The 22,070-nt window shown below is 42.0% G+C and carries 27 protein-coding genes; 19 read left to right on the top strand and 8 right to left on the bottom strand.

Annotation, left to right across the window (positions count from 1 at the left end; all coding sequences use genetic code 11):
* Positions 1-5: 5 nt before the first annotated feature.
* Positions 6-1,187, bottom strand: coding sequence for an aminotransferase A (locus CVV77_RS05320; protein ID WP_003238945.1), 1,182 nt, complete (start codon positions 1,185-1,187; stop codon positions 6-8).
* 200 nt (positions 1,188-1,387) lie between these two features.
* The gene (locus CVV77_RS05315) at positions 1,388-1,549 is read right to left on the bottom strand and encodes a hypothetical protein (RefSeq protein ID WP_003238943.1); all 162 of its coding nucleotides are present in this window, start codon (positions 1,547-1,549) and stop codon (positions 1,388-1,390) included.
* Between the two features lie 206 nt (positions 1,550-1,755).
* On the opposite strand from CVV77_RS05315, the gene cheV reads away from it, so the two are divergent.
* Entirely contained in the window at positions 1,756-2,667 is a 912-nt protein-coding gene (cheV, locus tag CVV77_RS05310; RefSeq protein ID WP_032732103.1) for a chemotaxis protein CheV, read from the top strand.
* A 42-nt stretch (positions 2,668-2,709) separates the two neighbouring features.
* Here the strand turns inward: cheV and CVV77_RS05305 are convergent, their stop codons facing one another.
* The 4 genes from CVV77_RS05305 to CVV77_RS05290 form a co-directional block, all read right to left on the bottom strand.
* Positions 2,710-3,174: a YkyB family protein gene (locus tag CVV77_RS05305; protein WP_019258265.1), complete on the bottom strand. Its 465-nt coding sequence runs from the start codon at positions 3,172-3,174 to the stop codon at positions 2,710-2,712.
* Positions 3,175-3,299: 125 nt separating this feature from the next.
* The gene (locus CVV77_RS05300; protein ID WP_100274787.1) at positions 3,300-4,592 is read right to left on the bottom strand and encodes an MFS transporter; all 1,293 of its coding nucleotides are present in this window, start codon (positions 4,590-4,592) and stop codon (positions 3,300-3,302) included.
* A gap of 75 nt (positions 4,593-4,667) precedes the next feature.
* Complete coding sequence (locus tag CVV77_RS05295; RefSeq protein ID WP_080010805.1) at positions 4,668-5,162, bottom strand: L,D-transpeptidase family protein; 495 nt, start codon at positions 5,160-5,162, stop codon at positions 4,668-4,670.
* A gap of 56 nt (positions 5,163-5,218) precedes the next feature.
* Positions 5,219-6,079, bottom strand: a complete 861-nt coding sequence (locus CVV77_RS05290) for a metallophosphoesterase (protein WP_100274786.1) — start codon at positions 6,077-6,079, stop codon at positions 5,219-5,221.
* Between the two features lie 142 nt (positions 6,080-6,221).
* On the opposite strand from CVV77_RS05290, the gene fadH reads away from it, so the two are divergent.
* The 13 genes from fadH to CVV77_RS05225 all read left to right on the top strand — a co-directional run bounded on the left by fadH (position 6,222) and on the right by CVV77_RS05225 (position 16,059).
* Positions 6,222-6,986, top strand: a complete 765-nt coding sequence (gene fadH, locus CVV77_RS05285) for a 2,4-dienoyl-CoA reductase (protein WP_019258269.1) — start codon at positions 6,222-6,224, stop codon at positions 6,984-6,986.
* 63 nt (positions 6,987-7,049) lie between these two features.
* A complete protein-coding gene (locus CVV77_RS05280; protein WP_100274785.1) occupies positions 7,050-8,273 on the top strand; it encodes an EAL domain-containing protein in 1,224 nt (407 codons plus the stop codon).
* A gap of 723 nt (positions 8,274-8,996) precedes the next feature.
* Positions 8,997-9,236, top strand: a complete 240-nt coding sequence (locus CVV77_RS05275) for a YkuJ family protein (protein WP_003218671.1) — start codon at positions 8,997-8,999, stop codon at positions 9,234-9,236.
* 107 nt (positions 9,237-9,343) lie between these two features.
* Entirely contained in the window at positions 9,344-9,862 is a 519-nt protein-coding gene (locus CVV77_RS05270; RefSeq protein WP_038428894.1) for a ribonuclease H-like YkuK family protein, read from the top strand.
* Positions 9,863-9,995: 133 nt separating this feature from the next.
* Positions 9,996-10,193 carry an AbrB antirepressor AbbA gene (gene abbA, locus CVV77_RS05265; RefSeq protein ID WP_010886502.1) on the top strand — a complete coding sequence of 66 codons (198 nt, stop codon included), beginning with the start codon at positions 9,996-9,998 and terminating at the stop codon, positions 10,191-10,193.
* Between the two features lie 138 nt (positions 10,194-10,331).
* Positions 10,332-10,775, top strand: a complete 444-nt coding sequence (gene cbpB, locus CVV77_RS05260) for a cyclic-di-AMP-binding protein CbpB (protein ID WP_003238922.1) — start codon at positions 10,332-10,334, stop codon at positions 10,773-10,775.
* Between the two features lie 146 nt (positions 10,776-10,921).
* Complete coding sequence (ccpC, locus tag CVV77_RS05255; protein WP_003238920.1) at positions 10,922-11,803, top strand: transcriptional regulator CcpC; 882 nt, start codon at positions 10,922-10,924, stop codon at positions 11,801-11,803.
* Between the two features lie 110 nt (positions 11,804-11,913).
* Positions 11,914-12,390, top strand: coding sequence for a flavodoxin (locus tag CVV77_RS05250; protein WP_100274784.1), 477 nt, complete (start codon positions 11,914-11,916; stop codon positions 12,388-12,390).
* On the top strand, positions 12,380-13,273 hold the full coding sequence (locus CVV77_RS05245) for a WD40/YVTN/BNR-like repeat-containing protein (RefSeq protein ID WP_100274783.1): 894 nt from the start codon (positions 12,380-12,382) through the stop codon (positions 13,271-13,273). Before CVV77_RS05250 ends, CVV77_RS05245 begins: the two co-directional genes overlap by 11 nt.
* A 15-nt stretch (positions 13,274-13,288) precedes the next feature.
* Complete coding sequence (locus tag CVV77_RS05240; protein ID WP_003238914.1) at positions 13,289-13,744, top strand: flavodoxin; 456 nt, start codon at positions 13,289-13,291, stop codon at positions 13,742-13,744.
* A gap of 104 nt (positions 13,745-13,848) precedes the next feature.
* Positions 13,849-14,559, top strand: coding sequence for a 2,3,4,5-tetrahydropyridine-2,6-dicarboxylate N-acetyltransferase (gene dapD, locus CVV77_RS05235; RefSeq protein ID WP_003238912.1), 711 nt, complete (start codon positions 13,849-13,851; stop codon positions 14,557-14,559).
* A gap of 69 nt (positions 14,560-14,628) precedes the next feature.
* Positions 14,629-15,753 (top strand): N-acetyldiaminopimelate deacetylase, encoded by a 1,125-nt coding sequence (locus tag CVV77_RS05230; RefSeq protein WP_100274782.1) that lies wholly within the window; start codon positions 14,629-14,631, stop codon positions 15,751-15,753.
* A 60-nt stretch (positions 15,754-15,813) separates the two neighbouring features.
* Entirely contained in the window at positions 15,814-16,059 is a 246-nt protein-coding gene (locus CVV77_RS05225) for a YkuS family protein (RefSeq protein WP_003238909.1), read from the top strand.
* 36 nt (positions 16,060-16,095) lie between these two features.
* Here the strand turns inward: CVV77_RS05225 and mscT are convergent, their stop codons facing one another.
* Positions 16,096-16,899 (bottom strand): small-conductance mechanosensitive channel protein MscT, encoded by an 804-nt coding sequence (mscT, locus tag CVV77_RS05220; protein WP_019258275.1) that lies wholly within the window; start codon positions 16,897-16,899, stop codon positions 16,096-16,098.
* A 243-nt stretch (positions 16,900-17,142) separates the two neighbouring features.
* Here mscT and ahpA point away from each other — a divergent pair, with 243 nt between their 5' ends.
* From ahpA to rok, 3 genes are all read left to right on the top strand, one after another.
* Entirely contained in the window at positions 17,143-17,685 is a 543-nt protein-coding gene (ahpA, locus tag CVV77_RS05215; RefSeq protein ID WP_003238905.1) for a biofilm-specific peroxidase AhpA, read from the top strand.
* 69 nt (positions 17,686-17,754) lie between these two features.
* Positions 17,755-18,213 (top strand): redoxin domain-containing protein, encoded by a 459-nt coding sequence (locus CVV77_RS05210; protein ID WP_084992650.1) that lies wholly within the window; start codon positions 17,755-17,757, stop codon positions 18,211-18,213.
* Positions 18,214-18,663: 450 nt separating this feature from the next.
* Entirely contained in the window at positions 18,664-19,248 is a 585-nt protein-coding gene (gene rok / locus CVV77_RS05205; protein WP_003238902.1) for a transcriptional regulator Rok, read from the top strand.
* Positions 19,249-19,289: 41 nt separating this feature from the next.
* On the opposite strand, the gene CVV77_RS05200 is transcribed toward rok, so the two are convergent.
* Positions 19,290-20,255, bottom strand: a complete 966-nt coding sequence (locus CVV77_RS05200) for a coiled-coil domain-containing protein (protein ID WP_100274781.1) — start codon at positions 20,253-20,255, stop codon at positions 19,290-19,292.
* Positions 20,256-20,390: 135 nt separating this feature from the next.
* Between CVV77_RS05200 and CVV77_RS05195 the strand changes: the two genes are divergently transcribed.
* On the top strand, positions 20,391-20,990 hold the full coding sequence (locus tag CVV77_RS05195) for a molybdenum cofactor guanylyltransferase (RefSeq protein WP_100274780.1): 600 nt from the start codon (positions 20,391-20,393) through the stop codon (positions 20,988-20,990).
* A 50-nt stretch (positions 20,991-21,040) separates the two neighbouring features.
* Entirely contained in the window at positions 21,041-22,060 is a 1,020-nt protein-coding gene (locus CVV77_RS05190) for a MoeB/ThiF family adenylyltransferase (protein ID WP_100274779.1), read from the top strand.
* The last annotated feature ends 10 nt before the right edge of the window (positions 22,061-22,070 follow it).

Raw genomic sequence — 22,070 nt, 5'->3', positions numbered from 1 at the left:
ACGGCTTAAACGCCGTTGTTTATCGTCTGCATAGATTCCCGTTTTTTTAATACAAATAATTCTAAACGGTCCAGGCCTTCTCTTAGCGTGTCCAGCGAGTATGCGAAAGACAGCCTCACATATCCTTCACCATACTTTGAGAACGAGCTGCCCGGCACGAGTGCCACACCAGCATCCTCCAAAAGAGCCATACTAAAATCAAATGAAGACATTCCAAATGATTTAATAGAAGGGAAGATATAAAACGCGCCAGACGGTTTTACAACGTCAAGTCCCATGGAAACAAGACGGTCATACACATAGTCCAGACGTTTTTTGTATTGCTCCCTCATAATCAGGGCGTCATCAAAGCCGTTTGTCACAGCTTCAAGCGCGGCTTTTTGGGAAATCGAAGACGCACATGACACATTGTATTGATGAACCTTTAAAATGTGCTTTGCAATGTCTTTCGGTGCAAATAAAAATCCAATTCTCCATCCGGTCATGCTGTGTGATTTTGACAAGCCGTTAATGACAATCGTTTGATCCCGCAAATGGGTTGCGATAGAGTAATGCGGTCTGTCATATGTTAATTCACTGTATATTTCATCAGATAATACGAATACATTTCTGCCTTTTAAAAGGGCGGCGATGCTTTTCAGCTCTTCTTCAGATAAAGTCACGCCGGTAGGATTTGACGGATAAGGGAGCACGACACACTTGGTGTTAGGAGTCAGAGCATCTTCAATCAGCCGGGCAGTAAGCTTAAAGCCGTGTGACGTAGTGTCAACAATGACAGGCTTGGCGCCGCACAAATTGATAATAGGTTCATAGCCTGGATAAATCGGGCCTGGCATAATCACTTCATCACCGGGAGATAAAATTGTCCGGAATGCAGCATCAATGGCTTGGCTTGCGCCTGTTGTGATGATGATTTCAGATTCAGCATCATAGTTGAAATCCGCCTTTTTCTTCATATAAAGCTGCACAGCTTGTCTCAGCTCGAGGTAGCCGGCGTTCGGCGTATATGACGTCACGTTTTCATCAATGGCTTTTTTTGCGGCAGCTTTCACGTGATGCGGCGTGAAAAAATCAGGCTGGCCGATTGTAAGTGAAATGACATCTTCGTGTTGAGCTACAAGATTTGAGAATTTGCGTATTCCTGAAATTTCAATCTCTCTTGCTTTCGGATTCAGCAAATGTTCCATAATTCATCACCTTAACAAATATAATGAGTTTATCCTATTTTACCACTAGCTGATCATTTGTCACCTGTTTAGCCGATATATTTCGATTGTATGCGCCTATTTTCTAAACATACCTTTCTTTTCAGAAAAAAGAAGACAACCAGCGATTTGATTGTCTTTATTGTATCATGTTCTATTATTGTTTATATGTGCCAATTTCATTAATAACCATAATCAAAATGAAGGTCTTCGTGCCAAATCATATACGGGGGATGCTCTTCTTGAAGGTCAGCTGATTCTTTCTTCATATGCAGATAAGTCTCTTCACTGATATCTTCTAAAACAGTCATTTCATTTTCTTTAAATATTACTAAGGTACCCATTATTTACACCCTTCTTTGGAAAAATCCTTGACTATTTTATCACTGTTAGTTGGAAAGTCAATGGTTATTAGGAAAAAAGTTTCTTTTTTTGAGAATCGCGGCGTGACGCTCCCAGAATCCGATTTTGAAGTGCCATGCCATTCACTTTTTACAATTTACGCCGATATATACAGTACAATACTGAATGCGAATAGCGAGGGATTGAATTGTCGTTACAACAATACGAAATTTTATTGGATTCTGGTACAAATGAATTAGAAATTGTGAAGTTTGGCGTGGGCGATAATGCTTTCGGAATTAACGTCATGAAGGTAAGGGAAATTATTCAGCCAGTCGAGGTGACATCAGTGCCTCACTCCCATCAGCATGTAGAAGGAATGATTAAGCTCAGAGGAGAAATTCTCCCTGTGATCAGCCTCTTCTCATTTTTTGGAGTTGAGCCTGACGGATCAAAAGACGAGAAATATATCGTGACTGAATTTAATAAACGGAAAATTGTTTTTCATGTCGGATCTGTTTCTCAAATTCACCGAGTGTCTTGGGAATCAATTGAAAAGCCGACATCGTTAAATCAAGGAATGGAGCGGCACCTTACCGGAATTATTAAGCTCGAAGACCTGATGATCTTTTTGCCTGACTATGAAAAAATTATTTATGACATCGAATCAGACTCAGGTGTGGAAACGTACAATATGCATACCGAGGGCTTCGATGAAAGAAGAACTGATAAAAAGCTTATCATTGTAGAGGACTCACCGCTCTTGATGCGCCTCTTGCAGGATGAATTAAAAGAAGCAGGGTACAACAATATCTCTTCGTTTGAAAACGGAAAAGAGGCATATGACTACATTATGAACCTTGCTGAAAACGAAACTGATTTATCAAAACAGATTGATATGATCATCACTGATATTGAAATGCCAAAAATGGACGGACACAGGCTCACAAAGCTCTTGAAGGAAAATCCGAAAAGCTCAGACGTGCCGGTTATGATTTTCTCATCATTAATTACGGATGATTTGCGTCACCGCGGAGAAGTCGTTGGCGCAGATGAGCAAATCAGCAAGCCTGAGATCAGTGATTTGATTAAAAAAGTGGATACGTATGTCATCGAATAAATAAAAACAGCCGGTGCCTGATGGGGCACGGCTGTTTTTATTTTAAAAGTAACTCTCGCCAAGTTTTTTAAAGACAGGTTTATGATAAGATGGCTGCTGGCGATTTGGCACAAGCGGCTTTTCTTTCATGCCGACATATTCTTGCAATAGGTGTTTCGCTTTTGTTAAAGACATATGAGCTTTAGGATTTCGGTACGATTGATTAAGTGTACCTAAATGCGGAAGATGTTCGAAGTCTTCTTTAGTTGGAGGCATGTGAAAATAGTAGTCTCCGATTGAGATAAGCACGTCCGATTGCTGTTGGCTGAACCTTGGATTTTTTGAAAAATGAAGCCCTATTTTCTTTCCTTTACCTTCTTTGACAAGCTTTTGCAAAGCCCGTTTTTTCAGCAGATATAGGTATTTAGGGTTGGGGGCGGTTTTTGCATGGCGGTTCACAGTGTAAACTGCTTTTGAAAGATTTTCTACGGTTGGCTGCAGATCTTTCGTATATGCATGGTCGTCCATTATTTCTCTCCTTTGCTCTTATCAAATTCTATATGATTAGATTATACTTTTTTAAAGTTGAAATGCAAATATTGAATGTAAAAATGCGCTTTTTTCTGAGAAAAAAAGCGCATTTTTAACGTATATTATACAGATCTTACTTTTTTCCTCGGCTGCTCTTGAAATGCTTCCTGAACATTCACTTCCGCAGCCTGTGCACTGTATTTTGGCAGTGCAACAAAATAAAAAATAAAAACAAGCAGGATGATAACGCCCATGCCGTAATAAAGATAATCAATGTTTGAAACGAACTTAGGGAATAACAGTGCAACTAAGCCGAGTGTCAAAGACTGTGCAAACATCATAAAAGGGTCTTGCAAGCCGCTTACACGTCCCATCAGCTTTGGATGAACAATCTTTGGCATCCATCCTCCGATTGCAATGTTGATCGGTCCGATGCACATTCCCAGGGCAAAAGCTGCCGCGTAATACACCCATAAAACATTCGTGTAGCCGAGGACGAAAATCAGCAAGCCTGCAATGAAAATCGGTATCGACATTAAAAAGTGCGGCTTCACTTTTTTAGAGATGATCGTGCCGATTACACTTCCAGCCAGCAGCCCAAACCCGAGTGCGATCGTAAATACAGATGTATGCCACTCATAACGGTCAGGCGCCAATCCGTATTTCATTGTAAACATCGGCAATACGGCGAATCCTCCGTTGACAAATCCAAATATGAAGAAACCGAAAATAAGAGATGCCAGCAGTTTGTTTTTTAAAATATAGAGAATGCCTTCCCTAAAATCATTTATTGAATCTTTAACAGAAGCTTTTCTCCAGCTGAATGCACCGTTTGGCTGTCGGGCTTCTTTCGGAATCCGGCAGCTGCGGATCAGCAGCCCGGAAATGATAAAGCTGACAAAATCAAGAATAATGGCGCCTTCAATTCCGATTGTGTTGTACATAACAGCGCCTATTCCGACTCCGAACACCATAAAAATACTAAAAAGCATCTGGTTAAGCCCTGCTGCTTTCGCATAATGCTCCTTCGGCAAGATAGCTTGTACCAAACTGTTTTCCGCCGGAAAGAAAAACTTCGTTACAGCGCTTCTGACAAATAAAATACAGAAAACAAGAGGAATATTGCCGGTAAATAAAGTGAAAAAAAGAACGACAGTCAGGCCGGCTCTGATCCAATCACAGTTTTCCGCTACCTTTTTTCTGTCAAAACGGTCCGCGACGACTCCCACGATCAAAAATACAAATACGGTAGGAAGAGAATACATCAGCTCCGCCAAGGTCGTATATGAAGGCTGGCTGCTGAAGCGGTCCAGCAAGAAAAAAGCAAATGCCATGTTGCCTACTGTCGTGCCCATTTGAGAAGCGAGTGCTGCGAAAAATAGACGAACAAAATTACGATTTTTAAATATATCCATAAAAACGCTCCTTACCCTAAAGGTCCCACTTTATCATATTATAAACCGCCTGTTTTTGAAACAAATAAGAAAACATTACCGGTTAATGGTGACTCTTGTTCCGTTTGGCACAATTGAAGCGAGTTCGATCACGTCTTTGTTATGCATGCGAATGCAGCCTTTAGAAACAGCCTTGCCAATCGAAGCGGGATTATTCGTCCCGTGTATTCCGTAGTGCTGCTTTGAAAGGCTTAGCCAATAAGCGCCAAATGGGCCCCCGGGATTGGGCTGGCGGTTAATAATGTAAAACTCGCCAGTGGGCGTTTGCGTCAGTATTTTACCTACGGCGATGGGATAGGTTTTCATTACCCGATTATTTTGGAACAGCGTAAGGGTCTTCGCTCCGATTGAGACTGCGATATGATACGGAATCGTATTGGGGTCCGGCAGACCGGGTATGACAATGCGTTGTCCCGCAGTGATCCCTGCCTGCAGTGACGGATTAGCCTGTATTAATGCAGCGATGCTGATTCTGAAATCAGCTGCGATGCTGTTCAGTGTATCACCTTGCTTCACCTGATACGTAAGCAGTTTCCTCACCCTCTCTTTTTACTTATAAGTATTGATGAGGAGCCCATCCTGCTACATTAATTTGTGTTTTTTAAGGTAAAGACAGTGATTTCAGGTTTGGCCAGAAACCGCAAAGGCAGTCTGGTCATCCCGAGGCCGCGATTTACGTAAATATGAGTGCTGCCTGTTTGATACATTCCCTCTGTGTAGACATTTCCATAGGGAGGCGTAATAATCGGTCCGTAAAAAGGCAGCTGAATCTGGCCGCCGTGTGTATGGCCGGAAAGCTGAAGATTCACCGGATAGCCTGTTGTGTTCAAGGCTGCATCAGGTTCATGGACGAGCAGAATGGAAAAAAGTCTGTCGCTTAGCCTTGATAGGATGCCTTCATAATCTGGGTTTCCGAGCATTAAGTCATCAAGAAATGCAATCTCGATTTCGCTGCCATCTGTGAGCGACAATGTTTGATAGCCATTGCGGTGTACCGTAAAACCGCCGGCTGTCATCAAGCTTTTGTATACGGCAGTTCCATAGCCTCCGTGATCATGATTGCCGTAAATACAAAGCTTGCCGAAGGGCGCATTTAGTTTTCTCAATAATGGAATCACTGCCTGGTGTTGTTGATACGTATCAGGATTATCGATGATATCACCGGTAAAAACAATGAGATCAGGCTTACATTCATTGATTGTCATGATGACAGTTTTTAAGTCTTCAAGAGTAAAATAATCACTCAAGTGCGTATCACTGAACTGCACGATTTTAAAACCGTCAAATCCATGCGGGATGAGAGAGCTTTTTATTGTGTGTTCGGTTGTCTCAATCATATGCGGCTCCAGGTATCTGGCATAGCCGTATCCTCCGCCGGCCGTTAAAGCCCCGGCGGCAAGAGCGCCGAACATTCCTTTTAGAAATTGCCTTCTGGACATCTTTTTCATTTCAAACCAACCTTTAATAGAGTTTTTCTATTATATCATCTGTATCTTAAAAAAATCTCATGTCAGCATGTACTGACAGAAGCAGGCATATAATGATAGAATAATATTGAATGAATACTCATTCATAACAGGAGGGAGAATCATGGGAAAAAAGGCGGTTATCATTACCGGCGGGTCAAGCGGCATGGGAAAAGCAATGGCAAAAAAACAGGCTGAATTAGGCTGGTACGTCATGGTGACAGGGCGGAACCAGGAAGCACTTGAGGAAACGAAAAGAGAAATTGAGACCTTTGAAGGGCAGGTCGCATGTTTTCAAATGGATGTCCGTTCTGATTCCGCCGCTTCAGAAATGATTACAGAAGCGATAAAAGCCTTTGGCCGGCTTGACGCGCTGATTAACAATGCGGCCGGAAACTTTATTTGTCCGGCAGAAAAGCTGACGCCCAATGGATGGAAAGCCGTCATTGAGATTGTTTTAAACGGCACATTCTTTTGCAGCCAAGCCGCGGCAAAGCATTGGATCGAGCAGCAGCAGAAGGGCGTCATTTTAAATATGGCCGCCACATACGCTTGGGGAGCGGGAGCGGGGGTCGTTCATTCCGCTGCAGCTAAAGCAGGGGTATTGTCACTGACAAGAACGCTGGCCGTTGAGTGGGGAAGCCAATACGGAATCCGAACAAACGCCATCGCACCCGGCCCAATTGAACGAACAGGAGGTGCGGAAAAGCTTTTTGAATCGGAAAAAGCGATGGCCCGCACAATGAACAGTGTACCGCTGGGCCGACTGGGTACGCCGGAGGAAATCGCTTCTTTGGCCGCGTTTTTGCTTTCTGACGAAGCATCCTATATAAACGGGGATTGTATCACAATGGATGGGGGGCAATGGCTGAATCCTTATCCGTTTTAAAGCATATTAATCTATGGATTCAATGTGGTATAATCAGACAAAGATAGAGAAGCAGGTGATAACATGTTGGATCCACTTGATATTTTAACGAACATTGATGATGTCCTTCCATATTACCAGGCGATTTTCAGTGCCGAGGAACAGAAGATCGTCGGATATGAGGTGCTTGGACGAATTTTGGCAGATTCAGAAATCCAAAGTCTCGGGCCTTTCTTTTTAGATGCAGGGATACCCGAAGAATATAAACTAGAGGTTGATAACAGAATTATCCGCCAGGCTCTTGACCGCTTTTTAGAAGCGGATTCTGATCTGCTGATTTTTATGAATCAGGATGCCAATCTCCTAATGCTTGATCATGGTGAAAGCTTTCTGGAGCTTCTGAAAGAATATGAAGCAAAGGGAATCGAACTCCATCGGTTTGTGCTTGAAATTACAGAGCACAATTTTGAAGGGGATATTGAGCAGCTCTACCATATGCTTGCCTACTATCGTACATACGGAATTAAAATCGCAGTTGATAACATCGGAAAAGAAAGCAGCAACTTGGACAGAATCGCACTGCTCTCACCAGATCTATTGAAAATCGATTTGCAGGCGCTAAAAGTATCACAGCCATCACCGTCATATGAGCATGTGCTGTACAGCATATCTTTATTAGCGAGAAAAATCGGTGCGGCGCTGCTGTATGAAGACATTGAGGCGAACTTCCAGCTTCAATACGCTTGGAGAAACGGCGGCCGCTATTTTCAGGGCTATTACTTGGTGTCTCCGTCTGAAACGTTTCTAGAGAGAAATGTATTGAAACAAAGACTTAAAACTGAATTTCACCAATTTATCACACATGAGAAAAAGAAGCTTGAAACCGTCTATGAGCACTCTGAACAGTTTTACAAACGAGTGCATCAGGCTGTGACGTCTTTGCGAAAAAACAATCTATCTTCTGATGATGACTTTATTAAAAAGCTGGCGGAAGAGCTGACAGATTGCAGCTTTAGAATTTACATGTGTGATGAAGAAGGCGATCAGCTGACGGGAAATGTGTTTAAACAAGATGGAGAATGGGTGTACCAGCCGGAATATGCGGAAAAGAACTGGAGCTGGCGACCTTATTTTCTGGAGAACATTATGAGGATGAGAAATCTCAGAAAAGGATTTTTCAGTGATTTGTACAGTGATTTGGAAACAGGTGAAATGATTAGAACGTTTTCGTATCCGATGGATGATCAGATGTATTTATTTATAGACTTGCCTTATTCTTATTTATATGAACAGGATGGACTGATTTAAGCGGCTGAATGGCCGTTTTTTTTTTATATGAATTGAAAAAAATATCAAAAAACGATTGACATTGATACTGAGAATCATTATCATTTAATTATAGAGAGAAGCTACTCTCTGTTCCCCAACCCCTCTATCAGATCAAGATCCGAAAAAGCTTGGCGCTACCCCCGCCAAGTTTTTTTATTTGCCAAAGCATAAGACAATCTAACGAAACAATAAACCTTACTAGTGGAAAACGTTCTGGGAGGAACAAAAATGTTCTTTCAGCGTGCGAACACCCCGACTCAATGCAGCAACGGCCGTGCAAGAGCTATTAGGCGGCAAATTCGGCAAGAGGCAAGATGTCCACTCTGATCATTACATATTCCAATCGTTTAATTTATGAAGCAAGAACAACATGAAAACCGCTTTGCGATCTCGTATCCAATATGACTGCTGAGAAGTTTAGCCACGTGGAACTTCACCAGGAATTTCAAAAAAAATTGCTGAAATTGCAAAAAAGCTTCTTGACTCTGAGGGCATATCAAAAAAATCATAATTGTGTGCATGACATTCCAAAAAAAGCCTCAAACTAATTAAAAATAGTTTTTTTACATTTTTTCTTTTCTTAAATTTCAGCAGTGAAAATGCCATCCTGTACGACTTTATGGTATGATGCTCAATAGAACTTGTATTATAATAAATACTTGTTGATTTGAAGTTGCTTTTTGAAAGGAGTCTTTTTTTAGAATGTCACAATTAATGGGTATCATCACACGGCTGCAAAGTCTGCAAGAAACAGCGGAAGCGGCTAACGAGCCAATGCAGCGTTATTTCGAAGTAAATGGTGAGAAAATATGCAGTGTTAAATATTTCGAAAAAAATCAAACGTTTGAGCTGACGGTTTTCCAAAAAGGTGAAAAACCTAACACATATCCGTTTGATAATATCGACATGGTTTCCATCGAAATCTTTGAACTTCTTCAGTAAGATTCCTGATATAGGGCGAACAAGCTTCCGCTTTTGCAAAAAATCGCAATAAACGATAAGGAACATACTTGTTTCATGGTTGTAAATCCTTGAAAAGGAGTGTCGTCATGGCTGATTCTTTTCTGTTTTATAATCTTTCAGAAGCACAGATGACCTTTCAAGATGTGATGGAACGGCTTAAAGCCTTTGTTCAAAAGGACCCCCGTTCTTCCTATGTGTTATCGATCGGAACCGATTCACAGGTCTACCGCGATTACACAAAGTTTATTACCGCATTGCATTTGCATCGTACAGGCAAGGGAGCTTGGGGCTGCTTGAAAAATCATACAGTCGACAGACCCATACATAGCCTTCGGGAGAAGATTTCGTTAGAAACGGCGTACAGCCAAGAAACGGCCGCTCATATTCTTGATGGGCACTTAATGGATATTACCGATCTGCTCCTGCCCTTTACCGGTGAGGGGGCGGATCTTACCTTTGAGGTCCATTTGGATATTGGGAAAAAAGGACTTACAAAAGAACTGATCCAAGAAATGACAGGACGTATCACTTCCATGGGGATTGAGGCGAAAATAAAGCCGGATTCATACACTGCCTTCAGCTATGCAAATCGTTTCACAAAATAATTCCGGCTGAAAAGCCAAGGGAAATGTCGAATTATGCGGTTGACGTTTGTTTTCTGATTACTTATTCTAGCGGTAGAGCTGAAAGTAAGTTGTCTTGCTTTCAGAGGTATTCAGTATAAAACAGGGGGCCTGATTGCGAATGAGTCTTATCGGTGAACGATTTACAGAAGAAGAACAAAAACTTCTGCTGAATATCCTGATCAACCATGAATATGCCATCGAGCTTTTAAGCAGTGAGATCAACGATATAGAGACAGGAACCAAAAACGTTGACGGAACCACCTACAAAAAACTTGTAACGCTATACGACCGATTTCGATTTGAAAATTAATGGAGCACCCTATAATTGATACTCGCCCAAAGAGTATCTTTTTTATTGAAAGGAAACTTTTCGACAAATACTGATAAAGTTTATATTATTGTAATATAGGGAATGTATTGTTGATGAAAATGAAAAGGGGTCGAAAACATGATAAGCTTACAATCAGACCAGCTTCTTGAGGCAACAGTCGGACAATTTATGATTGAGGCGGACAAAGTAGCGCACGTTCAAGTCGGCAATAACCTTGAGCACGCATTATTAGTGCTGACAAAAACCGGATACACAGCCATTCCAGTTCTTGATGCTTCCTATCGTTTACATGGTTTAATCGGTACAAATATGATCATGAACAGCATTTTCGGGCTTGAGCGAATTGAATTTGAAAAGCTTGACCAGATTACTGTCGAGGAAGTCATGGTCACCGATATTCCGCGTCTTCATATAAATGATCCAATTATGAAGGGATTCGGCATGGTCATTAATAACGGATTTGTCTGTGTTGAAAATGATGAGCAGGTGTTTGAAGGAATTTTTACGAGAAGAGTGGTTTTGAAGGAATTGAATAAGCACATACGCTCATTAAACAAGTAGGCTTTATGGCCTATTTTTATTATATTGGCAGAGCAACAAAGAAAGCGCATACATAATTTAAACCAGAATAGGGCTTGAATCAGAAACAAAGATTTTATTAGAATGGGAGATAAGAAAAACTTATTGATCATAAAAAGGAGGACGACATGCAGCTTCAAGAGCTTCATATGCTCGTAGTTTTAGCTGAGGAGTTAAATATGAGAAAGGCGGCGGAACGGCTTTTTGTATCTCAGCCGGCTTTATCTCAGCGCTTACAAACAATTGAAAAGGCGTGGGGCACAAAAATCTTTTTAAGATCCCAAAAAGGATTAACGGTAACGCCAGCCGGTGAGAAAATCATTCAGTTTGCGAATGATGTGACGTTAGAGCAGGAAAGAATAAGAGAAAATATTGATGAACTTGAAGGTGAAATTCACGGCACATTGAAGCTTGCCGTCGCCTCCATAATCGGCCAGCATTGGCTCCCTAAAGTCCTGAAGACGTATGTGGAAAAGTATCCGAATGCAAAGGTCTCGCTCATTACCGGCTGGAGCAGCGAAATGCTGAAAAGCTTATATGAGGATCAGGTTCATATCGGTATTATAAGAGGCAACCCTGAGTGGAAGGGCCGTAAAGATTACTTAATGACAGATCACCTTTATTTAGTGGACACTGAAATTTCCTGCATCGAAGACATTGCCCATACAGAACGGCCGTTTATCCAATTTAAAAGCGACAGCACTTATTTTCAGGAAATTCAGCACTGGTGGCATCAAAAATTTAAAACGTCTCCAAAACAGACAATATTGGTTGATCAGATTGAAACGTGCAAACAGATGGCGTTGCACGGAATTGGTTATGCTATTTTGCCGTCTGTTACCCTGCAAAACGAGGATAAAGTCAACAAAATGCCTCTGTTAGACACGAAGGAGCAACCAATCGGACGGGATACATGGCTATTAGGCTATGAACCTGCCTTTGAGCTGAAGCAAGTTCAAGCTTTTGTACAAGTGATAAAGGATATGCTGGATCAGGAAAATCCATTTTAAAGACAGCGATATGCTGTCTTTTTTTATTTATATATTGACAATGAAAATCATTATCATTTAAAGTGATACATATGATATTGAAAATCATTATCAATTGATGAGGTGATAACATGGCTAAAGCCTTGATTACATATGCCAGCATGTCAGGAAATACAGAAGATATTGCTGCAATTATAAAAGAAACGCTTCAGGAATATGAGTTGGATATCGATTGTGTCGAGATAGATGATGTGGATGTGTCTGCTCTGACATCCTATGATTATGTGCTGATTGGCACGTATACATGGGGCGACGGCGATTTGCCTTACGAAGCGGAGGATTTTTTTGATGAGGTCAAACAGCTTCAGCTTAATGGCTTAAAAACAGCCTGCTTCGGATCTGGTGATTATTCTTACCCAAAGTTTTGTGAAGCGGTCAATTTGTTCAGTGACATGCTGCAAGAGGCGGGAGCTGCTGTTTACCAGGAAACATTAAAAATCGAACTGGCGCCTGAGACAGATGAAGATGTAGATAGCTGCCGAGCGTTTGCGAGAGGTTTTCTTGCATGGGCAGATTATATGAACAAGGAAAAAAGCCATGTTTCATAAAGGAGCGACTGCTGTCACGGCGTCGGCATTTTCTGGTTATTTTGTGGCGGTACAAAGAGAAGGCATTTTTCATTATTCCTTGGAGCAGGGCTGGAGAAAGCTTTTTCGTTTGAAAAGCAAAATTCATTGCATCAGTTACATGGGGCCGTACTTATTTGGCGTAGGTGAAAAGGGAACGGTCATTCGATCGTCTGACGAAGGGAAAACCTGGACGATGTCTAGCTTTCCGACAAATGCAACAGTGTGGGCGATTACCGGGCGAAACGACGGGTTTGTCTGCGCCCACGGCAAGCATTGCATTTATGTATCGGATGATTTTGGGGTTTCGTGGCGTGTAGCCAAGCCTTTTGCGGATTTTGATAACCCGCCTGTTATCCGTTCGTTATGCCTGCACGGCGGCAGCCTTTTCATCGGCACACAAATACACGAATATTTTGGAGGCATTTGGGCTTACGACTTTAAACGTGACACTGTCCAAATCGTTAAGAAAGAGGAAAGCCGGATGACGGCATCCATGCTCGTGTTCAATGAAAATTGGCTGGTGGCGGCGATGGGTTCTGTGAAAGGAAAGCACGGTGCTGTCACTGTTAGGAATATTTTGACTGACGAAGAATTCACCATACAATCCAGCATGATCAGAAAAGAAGAATCATTTCTTGATATTTCAGAGGATAATGGAATCATATATGTTACCACCACGCAAGATGAAAATGGTTATTCGAGAATTTACCAGGCCGATCTCGAAGCCCGGGCGTTAAAATGGTTCGATACCATTAAAGGGCATGGGTGGAGAGTGGCGAATCAGAAAGAGAATTTCTTTTGTGCAGGCTTGTATGAATGTAAATTTGTCCAGCCGTATGAAGTTTCAGCAATGATTCATTAGAGGAGGAAAAAAGAATTGGGGAAGATTTTGCTCGTTTATGCAACAATGTCAGGCAACACGGAAGCAATGGCAGATTTGATTGAGAAGGGGCTTCAGGAGGCGGAAGCGGAAGCAGACCGTTTCGAAGCGATGGATATTGATGATGCACAGCTGTTTAACGATTATGATCACATCATTATGGGAACCTATACGTGGGGTGACGGAGATCTGCCTGATGAATTTTTAGACCTTGCTGAAGACATGGATGAGATTGATTTCTCCGGCAAAACATGCGCTGTATTCGGTTCCGGTGATACAGCATATGAATTTTTCTGCGGAGCGGTTGATACGCTCGAAGCAAAAATAAAAGAACGCGGAGGCGAAATTGTTCTGCCCTCGGTAAAAATTGAAAATAATCCAGAAGGTGAAGAAGAGGAAGAATTAATGGAGTTCGGGAGACAATTCGCAAAGAAAAGCGGATGCGCTGTCTGATCACCCAATGGGAACTGCTAAAGCGGCTGTTCCTTTTTTTCTTGTCTTTGTATCTTTCCTTTGATACAGTAATGAGGTAGAAAATCAGGAGGAGGACTTTACATATGAAAATGATGGACGCAAATGAAATTATTTCATTTATTCAAAATAGTACAAAATCTACACCTGTAAAGGTTTACGTGAAAGGTGAGCTGGAAGGAATCAATTTCGGCGAATCTGCGAAAGCTTTTATCAACGGAAACACTGGTGTCGTTTTCGGTGAATGGAGCGAAATCCAAACAGCAATTGAAGAAAATCAAAGCAAAATCGAAGACTATGTGGTTGAAAATGACCGCCGCAATTCTGCGATTCCAACGCTTGATCTTAAAAATATCAAAGCGCGTATCGAGCCGGGCGCGATCATCCGCGACCAAGTTGAAATCGGTGATAACGCAGTCATCATGATGGGTGCTTCTATCAATATCGGCTCAGTCATCGGTGAAGGTACAATGATTGATATGAACGTTGTACTGGGCGGACGAGCTACTGTCGGTAAAAACTGCCATATCGGCGCGGGTTCTGTACTTGCGGGCGTTATTGAGCCGCCATCCGCTAAACCGGTTGTCATTGAAGACGACGTTGTGATCGGCGCAAATGCCGTTGTGCTTGAAGGCGTAACAGTAGGTAAAGGAGCAGTTGTTGCTGCGGGAGCGATCGTAGTAAACGATGTTGAGCCATACACTGTTGTTGCAGGAACACCTGCTAAAAAAATCAAAGACATTGATGAGAAAACAAAAGGCAAAACTGAAATCAAGCAGGAATTACGCCAGCTGTAAGGAATGATTTGATAAAAAGGGCGTGGATAATATATCCACGCCTTATTCGTATAGGCAGGAGGAATGAAAATGAAGAAAGAGGAGCTCATCGCAATCCGCAGAGGTCTGCACCGTATACCGGAGCTTGGATTTCAGGAGTTCAAAACCCAACAGTATTTATTAAATGTCTTGGAACAATACCCGCAAGACAGAATTGAAATTGAGAAATGGCGAACAGGGCTTTTTGTAAAGGTGAACGGGACGGCGCCGGAAAAAATGCTGGCGTACAGAGCGGATATCGACGCACTTTCCATTGAAGAGCAGACCGGTCTTCCATTCGCATCAGAGCATCACGGCAACATGCACGCCTGCGGACACGATTTGCATATGACGATTGCACTCGGCATTATTGACCATTTTGTTCACCACCCGGTCAAACATGATTTGCTTTTTCTGTTCCAGCCTGCAGAGGAAGGGCCTGGCGGTGCAGAGCCAATGCTCGAGAGCGATGTATTAAAAAAGTGGCAGCCTGATTTCATTACTGCGCTGCATATTGCTCCAGAGCTGCCTGTAGGCACCATTTCGACAAAAAGCGGCCTCCTTTTTGCGAATACATCAGAGCTTGTCATCGATCTGGAAGGCAAAGGGGGACATGCAGCCTATCCGCATTTGGCTGAGGACATGGTTGTAGCAGCAAGCACACTTGTCACCCAGCTGCAAACGATCATCTCTAGAAACACAGATCCGCTGGACAGTGCCGTCATTACAGTTGGTACCATTACCGGCGGTTCAGCGCAAAATATCATCGCGCAAACAGCTCACCTGGAAGGCACGATCCGTACGCTTTCTGAAGAATCGATGAAGCAGGTAAAGGAACGGATTGAAGATTTGGTAAAAGGAATCGAAATTGGGTTCCGCTGCAAAGGAAAAGTGACATATCCGTCTGTGTATCACCAAGTTTACAATACGAGCGGACTGACAGAAGAATTTATGTCTTTCGTTGCTGAACATCAACTGGCAACAGTAATTGAAGCAAAAGAAGCAATGACTGGAGAGGATTTTGGCTATATGCTGAAAAAATATCCCGGCTTCATGTTTTGGCTCGGCGCTGATTCTGAACACGGGCTTCATCACGCAAAGCTGAATCCTGATGAAAAAGCCATAGAAACAGCGGTTAACGTCATGACAGGTTATTTTTCTGTTTATGCCAATTAAGTACAAATGAAAGAATAAAATTCCATAAAATGAGCACTCTAGTAAACGGAGGTGTTCAATATGGCTAAAAAAATAGGAATTGAACAATCGTTATCAGATGTAGAAGCTGCATTAAAAGAAAAAGGATATGACGTTGTAATGATGAAAAGCCCTGCCGATGCAAAAGGCTGTGACTGCTGTGTCGTAACAGGTCTTGATAATAATGTGCAAGGAATAGCCGATACGGTAACACAAGCACCTGTCATTACAGCTTCCGGGATGACTGCTGAAGAAATTTGCAGCGAAGTTGAAAGCAGAATTCAGTAAAATAAAAACCGAAGCAAAGAGCTTCGGTTCTTTTATTTATTCTGTTTCTTTGGGAAAAGCGCGGTCAAGCGCGTTTTTTATTTCTTTTCTCAGCACTCGCTCGACCCGCCACTGTTCCATATTTTCTGTTTTGGCAATGATTCTGATCACAATTTCAGAGGTTCCCAGTTCTTGGATACCGATGACATTGGGGCCTTCTTTTATTTGCGGGAGAGCGGCTGCCGTTTCATCACATACTTGCTGTAAAATGTGGATCATTTCATCAATATTTCTTTCAGCCGGCACTTTAATATCAACAAGAGCCTGCATTGTTCCCCGAGAATGATTGCTCACGTTTGTAATGTTTCTGTTTGGGATGTAATGCAGTGTTCCGTCAAAGCTGCGGACTTGAGTTGTTCTTAAGCCAACCTGCTCGACAATTCCGTTAAAGGTGGAAACGGTAATATAATCTCCGACATCCAATTGTTTTTCAAGCAGAATAAAAAAACCTGTCACGATGTCGCTGACAAGCCCTTGGGCGCCAAATCCGACAGCCAGTCCGACAATTCCTGCTCCCGCTAAAAGGGCGCTTGGATCGTAATGAAACAGATCCAGAACCATGACGAAGAATATAAAAATCAGTATGTAAGCAAATATGTTAAGAGTCAGGCTTCGGAGCGTATGTGCACGTCCGATAGACAAGCTGTTCTGCTCCTCGAATTTTGCAAACAGATGTTTAATGATTTTCATGCCTAATGATCGAACGATAAAATAGAGCAATATCATAATGACGAGTTTAATGAGCAGAACACCTGCATTTGTAATCAGTCCCGCCCAATCGTATTGTTTAATAAAATCCATGTTGGTGCTCCTTTTCTGAATTGATTGCTGCACGTTGAGATTTGTTACCCTATACATGAACATGTTAAACGTTTTATTTGAAAATGTCGAAGCCAAAGACATGCAAGATTTGTTAAAAATTGACTCGGGAAATCTCCTCCTATATAATGGGCATTGCGATGTTATTAACGTAATATGGATAAAAATCCTTTATTTTCATGTGAATCCGGCTTTTAAGCTAAACTATAAATTGGAGGGATACATATGGCGGAACGTATGGTAGGTAAACAAGCTCCTCGTTTTGAAATGGAAGCAGTCCTTGCAAGTAAAGAATTTGGCAAAGTAAGTCTTGAGGAAAACATGAAAAAAGATAAATGGACAGTGCTGTTCTTCTATCCAATGGATTTCACTTTTGTTTGTCCGACAGAAATTACAGCAATGTCTGACCGCTATGACGAATTCGAAGATCTTGATGCAGAAGTAATCGGGGTTTCTACTGATACAATTCATACTCATTTGGCGTGGATTAATACAGACCGAAAAGAAAACGGCCTTGGCCAGCTGAAATATCCGCTTGCTGCTGATACAAACCACGAGGTATCTCGTGAATATGGCGTATTAATCGAAGAAGAAGGTGTGGCCTTGCGTGGATTGTTTATTATCAATCCTGAAGGCGAGCTCCAATATCAAACGGTTTTCCATAATAACATTGGCCGTGATGTTGATGAAACGCTTCGTGTCCTTCAAGCGCTGCAAACTGGCGGACTCTGCCCGGCCAACTGGAAACCAGGCCAAAAAACACTTTAATTCTTTCTAAGAACGAAAAAGGGTCTAACTTATTCGTTAGGCCTTTCTGTTTAATAGGAGGGAAAAGCAATGAAATTACGTCAGCCAATGCCTGAATTAACAGGGGAAAAAGCTTGGTTCAATGGTGAAGTAACGAGAGAGCAATTGATCGGGGAAAAGCCGACGCTTATTCATTTCTGGTCCATCAGCTGCCATCTGTGCAAAGAAGTGATGCCGCAAGTGAATGATTTTCGTGATAAATATCAAGATAAACTGAACGTTGTAGCTGTGCATATGCCTCGTTCCGAAGATGACCTTGATCTCGCAAAAATTAAAGATGTAGCTGCTGAACACGACATTACTCAGCCGATTTTTGTCGACAGTGATCATGCTTTAACCGATGCATTTGAAAATGAATATGTGCCTGCATACTATGTGTTTGATCAAACAGGACAGCTCCGTCACTTCCAAGCCGGAGGGAGCGGCATGAAAATGCTTGAAAAACGTGTGAATCGCGTTCTGGCTGAAACAGAACAGGCATCTGAATAGTTCTTCATAAAAAACCTGATCTCATCAGGTTTTTTTATTTGTGCAAGAAAGTAATCGGAGAAGAGTAAGAAGCTTATTTTTCCAAATTTGGGCATAGGAAATGGTGATTTGTTTGATTGATACGCTAAAAAACTGCTATTTTTTTATGTTTTTCCTCAATTTTAGATAAATTTCATATCCCATAACTCGAAAATTGTAGATATTACACTAAATTTCATTAAAGAAGTAAGTAAAAGATATATTTTCAACATTATACCAATTGAATTCGAAAGACCCTCAACCCCTTGTGAATAAAGGACTCTTTTGAAAAATAAAACATTTTCAGAAAATAAGGAATTTTTCATAGAGTAAATATAATAGTAAAATGCTAAAATAATAGTTGATAAAATTACTTTTGTAATCTAATATCTTAATTAAAGATGTTAATTTTGATAGGGGGTACATTGAGGAATGTTTAATGAAAGAGAAGCTTTGCGCTTACGATTAGAACAATTAAATGAAGCTGAAGTGAAAGTCATTCGTGAATATCAAATCGAACGTGATAAAATATACGCAAAATTAAGAGAGCTGGACAGAAATGGAAGCCCTTCCGAAGTCAAAAAGGATTTCCGTTCTGAACGAAAAACTGACTCTCTGCCGGTTCTCGCTGAGCTTGCGGCTCAGGAAATCAGAAGCTATCAGCCGCAATCACAACAGCAGTCTGTACAGCCTCAGCTTCAATCTATTTCCTCTCTTCCTGCCGGTATACCAGACGGAACAACACGAAGAAGAAGAGGAACGGCAAGACCGGGATCGAAAGCAGCTAAGCTGCGTGAAGCTGCCATTAAAACATTAAAACGCCACAACGCGGCGATTAAGAGCTCCGAGCTTCAAAAAGAGATTGAAAAAGAAAGCGGTCTTGAAATCCCTAATATGACAACGTTTATGCAAAGCTTAATTAAAATGTACCCGGAAGTGAAAAAACCGTATCGCGGCCAGTACATTTTAGAAGGTGAAATCGAATCAGCTGAATCTGCAGAATCAGCAAATGAATAAACATACAGAAAAACTGCTTGGCGTAGTGCTCAAGCAGTTTTTTATTGAGTTTTTTTCTGTGAAGGTTTGTTTTCTTTTTCAAGATTGAGCTTATATACCCACTTTTGATAAGGTTTTTCCTCAGCGGCTCTGTTTTTCAGCTCTTCGATTGTATGACTCATGGACTGGTCTGATGATTGGGCGCGGACGAGCTGTTTTTGAAGTGCATGTATCTGTTTGGTGACATCTTCAAGTATGGTTTCTACATGATTTGGCTGCGCGTAGACCGCTGGAGCTTCTTCTTCCGTTTTTTCTGTTTGTTTCGTGCCGCCATCAATATCGGCAAAATGAGAAGCAATCCAGGCATCGCTTTCATCAAGCTGCCGTTTATACGATATAATAGTTTCGTGAAATAATTTTTCTTTCGTTTTTTCTATTTCGAGCAGCCTTTCTTTCGTTTCTATGATTCGGTCTTTCATATGATCAACTTCTATTTTGATATGTTTTAGCTGATATTCTTTTTCTACCATTTGCTCTTTTAGACGGCCGTTTTCGGCTTTTATTAATTCGGTTTGCTGTTTTGCTTGAAGCAGTGCGTTCTGTTTCTGCTCAATAGAGGCCTGAAGATGGCTGATTCGTTGATGCAGATGTTTATTTTCTTCTTCAATTTTAATTTTAGCGATATGAAGTTTATGTTTTTCTTGAATTTCGGCTTTGCGTTTGTAGGTTTCAGCAGAAAGAAGCTCCTGCAATGCAACGATTTTATCAAGCAGTTCAGCTCTTATTTGATGCAGGGTATGGCTGGTATGGGAGGCGTGTTTTTCTTTCGTTGACATGTTTGTTAATTCGGCAGACAGCTGCTGGAGTTTTTCTTTCATATCGTTATTTTCTTTGAGCAGTTTGTTATTTTTCTGATGGAAGTAGCTTGCTTCAAGTTCGGCAATCAGCTTATGGCACCTTGAAAGCTCTGATTTTAAGTAAAGGTTCTCCTGAGACACGTCGTGGAAAAAAGGACCTGATCTTTTCATTCGAACCATCTCCCTCATGATGTTAACACTACAATATGCAAATACTGAACAGCTATTCCTCTTTAATAAACAGACAAGCAGTGGCGTCGGGGCTTTGCTTTTGCTATGCTTTTAACGAACTAGAGGTGAGATGACATGGAGCATATAAGCGTACTGCTGGCAGGGGGAGCCTCACGGCGCTTCGGAGAACCGAAGGCGTTTGTGAAATGGAGGGGCAGGATGTTTTACGAATGGGCCCAAAGGGCGCTTGGAGAACATACGGTTATCATCAGCCGTCCTGAGTTTATTGATAGATTTCAAGAAAACGGTGAAAATGAAGTGTATCAAGATGCTGAGCCTTTTCAAGGCATGGGGCCATTGGCTGGTATATATACCGCTTTTAAAAAGACAGACGGTGATCTTTATACTGTTCTTTCCTGTGACACGCCGCTGATACAAAGAAGGACGATTCTGGAGCTCAAGCGTCTGATGACTGCCGGTATCGACGCAGTCGTCCCGATTTCAGATGGACGGGAGCAGCCATTGATTGCAATTTACCATAAAAGAATCATGCCCATTCTATATGATCAGCTTTCTGAGAAGAGATTAAGAATTTCAGATTTGTTAGATCGAATTTCAGTTTGTTACGTACACGCTGAAGAAATTGGGGCAAATCCGGCTGAGTTTATCAACATTAATACACGTGAGGATTTTAACTGTTTGGAAGAAAAAACGGATTCCTTCAGGTGGGACTGATGGGGCAAAAACATGTTAAGATGACATAAAAGATAAGGAGAACAGGTTTGATGGAGGAGCGTTATTCACGGCAAATCAGATTTAAACAAATAGGGGAAAAGGGCCAGAAAAGACTGGGAGACAGCCATGTGCTGGTTGTTGGAGCGGGAGCGCTCGGGACTGCAGGAGCTGAAGGGCTTGCGAGAGCGGGAGTCGGCACCATTACCATTATTGACCGTGACTATGTGGAGTGGAGCAATCTGCAAAGGCAGCAGCTTTACACAGAAAGCGACGCCAAGCTCCGCATGCCGAAAGCCATGGCTGCCAAGGAGCATCTTTCAGTGATTAACAGCGGAATACATATTGAGGCCCATGTTGCCGAAGGAACGGCCGAAACGCTTGAACCGCTGATTGAAAAAGCAGATGTCGTGATCGACGCGACAGATAATTTTGAAACCCGCATGCTGATAAACGATCTTGCCCAGAAAACAAAGACACCGTGGGTCTATGGCGCTTGTGTAAGCAGCCAAGGGATGTTCATGACGATTATTCCGGGAGAAACCCCTTGTCTATCTTGTTTGTTTGAGCAAATTCCTGTCGGCGGGGCGACGTGTGATACGGCTGGCATCATTCCGCCCGCTGTGCATATCGTTTCTGCCTATCAGCAGGCTGAGGCTTTAAAGCTGCTAACCGGCCAAACAGACGCGATACAGCGCGGTTTTGTGACGTTCGATGTCTGGAACAACTCGCATATGAAGATTAACGTTAATCATGTACGCCGTGAGGATTGCCCGTCTTGCAGAACACATGCGGTTTATCCTTATCTCCAAGACTGGAACACACCAAAAGCCGCTGTACTGTGCGGCCGTGATACAGTTCAGATAAGGTCGGAGTCATTAAAAAGAATTCCGAAACAGGAGCTCATCAAGCGGCTGAAAACAATTGGCAAGGTCGAGGCCAATGCGTTTTTGCTGCATATTTTTTACGAGGATTTCAGAATCGTCATCTTCAATGACGGACGTGCACTGGTGCATGGAACAAATGATGTGAAAGAAGCCAATTCCGTGTTGGCAAGAGTAATTGGATTGTAACAACTGGAGG

It is taken from the genome of Bacillus sp. SN1, assembly GCF_002796895.1.
Lineage (GTDB): Bacteria > Bacillota > Bacilli > Bacillales > Bacillaceae > Bacillus > Bacillus inaquosorum.
This window is presented reverse-complemented; position numbering and strand designations above follow the sequence as displayed.

What these genes read in the sequence shown, in the direction of transcription:
- CVV77_RS05290 (WP_100274786.1), bottom strand. Translation starts at nt 6,079, where the DNA reads ATGAAAAAGATGTCCAGAAGGCAATTTCTAAAAGGAATGTTCGGCGCT.
- CVV77_RS05275 (WP_003218671.1), top strand. Translation starts at nt 8,997, where the DNA reads ATGTCACAATTAATGGGTATCATCACACGGCTGCAAAGTCTGCAAGAA.
- CVV77_RS05195 (WP_100274780.1), top strand. Translation starts at nt 20,391, where the DNA reads ATGGAGCATATAAGCGTACTGCTGGCAGGGGGAGCCTCACGGCGCTTC.
- cbpB (WP_003238922.1), top strand. Translation starts at nt 10,332, where the DNA reads ATGATAAGCTTACAATCAGACCAGCTTCTTGAGGCAACAGTCGGACAA.
- CVV77_RS05280 (WP_100274785.1), top strand. Translation starts at nt 7,050, where the DNA reads ATGTTGGATCCACTTGATATTTTAACGAACATTGATGATGTCCTTCCA.
- CVV77_RS05250 (WP_100274784.1), top strand. Translation starts at nt 11,914, where the DNA reads ATGGCTAAAGCCTTGATTACATATGCCAGCATGTCAGGAAATACAGAA.
- CVV77_RS05320 (WP_003238945.1), bottom strand. Translation starts at nt 1,187, where the DNA reads ATGGAACATTTGCTGAATCCGAAAGCAAGAGAGATTGAAATTTCAGGA.
- CVV77_RS05305 (WP_019258265.1), bottom strand. Translation starts at nt 3,174, where the DNA reads ATGGACGACCATGCATATACGAAAGATCTGCAGCCAACCGTAGAAAAT.
- fadH (WP_019258269.1), top strand. Translation starts at nt 6,222, where the DNA reads ATGGGAAAAAAGGCGGTTATCATTACCGGCGGGTCAAGCGGCATGGGA.
- mscT (WP_019258275.1), bottom strand. Translation starts at nt 16,899, where the DNA reads ATGGATTTTATTAAACAATACGATTGGGCGGGACTGATTACAAATGCA.
- CVV77_RS05190 (WP_100274779.1), top strand. Translation starts at nt 21,041, where the DNA reads ATGGAGGAGCGTTATTCACGGCAAATCAGATTTAAACAAATAGGGGAA.
- CVV77_RS05230 (WP_100274782.1), top strand. Translation starts at nt 14,629, where the DNA reads ATGAAGAAAGAGGAGCTCATCGCAATCCGCAGAGGTCTGCACCGTATA.
- CVV77_RS05210 (WP_084992650.1), top strand. Translation starts at nt 17,755, where the DNA reads ATGAAATTACGTCAGCCAATGCCTGAATTAACAGGGGAAAAAGCTTGG.
- ccpC (WP_003238920.1), top strand. Translation starts at nt 10,922, where the DNA reads ATGCAGCTTCAAGAGCTTCATATGCTCGTAGTTTTAGCTGAGGAGTTA.
- rok (WP_003238902.1), top strand. Translation starts at nt 18,664, where the DNA reads ATGTTTAATGAAAGAGAAGCTTTGCGCTTACGATTAGAACAATTAAAT.
- CVV77_RS05315 (WP_003238943.1), bottom strand. Translation starts at nt 1,549, where the DNA reads ATGGGTACCTTAGTAATATTTAAAGAAAATGAAATGACTGTTTTAGAA.
- CVV77_RS05300 (WP_100274787.1), bottom strand. Translation starts at nt 4,592, where the DNA reads ATGGATATATTTAAAAATCGTAATTTTGTTCGTCTATTTTTCGCAGCA.
- CVV77_RS05200 (WP_100274781.1), bottom strand. Translation starts at nt 20,255, where the DNA reads ATGAAAAGATCAGGTCCTTTTTTCCACGACGTGTCTCAGGAGAACCTT.
- ahpA (WP_003238905.1), top strand. Translation starts at nt 17,143, where the DNA reads ATGGCGGAACGTATGGTAGGTAAACAAGCTCCTCGTTTTGAAATGGAA.
- CVV77_RS05245 (WP_100274783.1), top strand. Translation starts at nt 12,380, where the DNA reads ATGTTTCATAAAGGAGCGACTGCTGTCACGGCGTCGGCATTTTCTGGT.
- CVV77_RS05270 (WP_038428894.1), top strand. Translation starts at nt 9,344, where the DNA reads ATGGCTGATTCTTTTCTGTTTTATAATCTTTCAGAAGCACAGATGACC.
- dapD (WP_003238912.1), top strand. Translation starts at nt 13,849, where the DNA reads ATGAAAATGATGGACGCAAATGAAATTATTTCATTTATTCAAAATAGT.
- CVV77_RS05225 (WP_003238909.1), top strand. Translation starts at nt 15,814, where the DNA reads ATGGCTAAAAAAATAGGAATTGAACAATCGTTATCAGATGTAGAAGCT.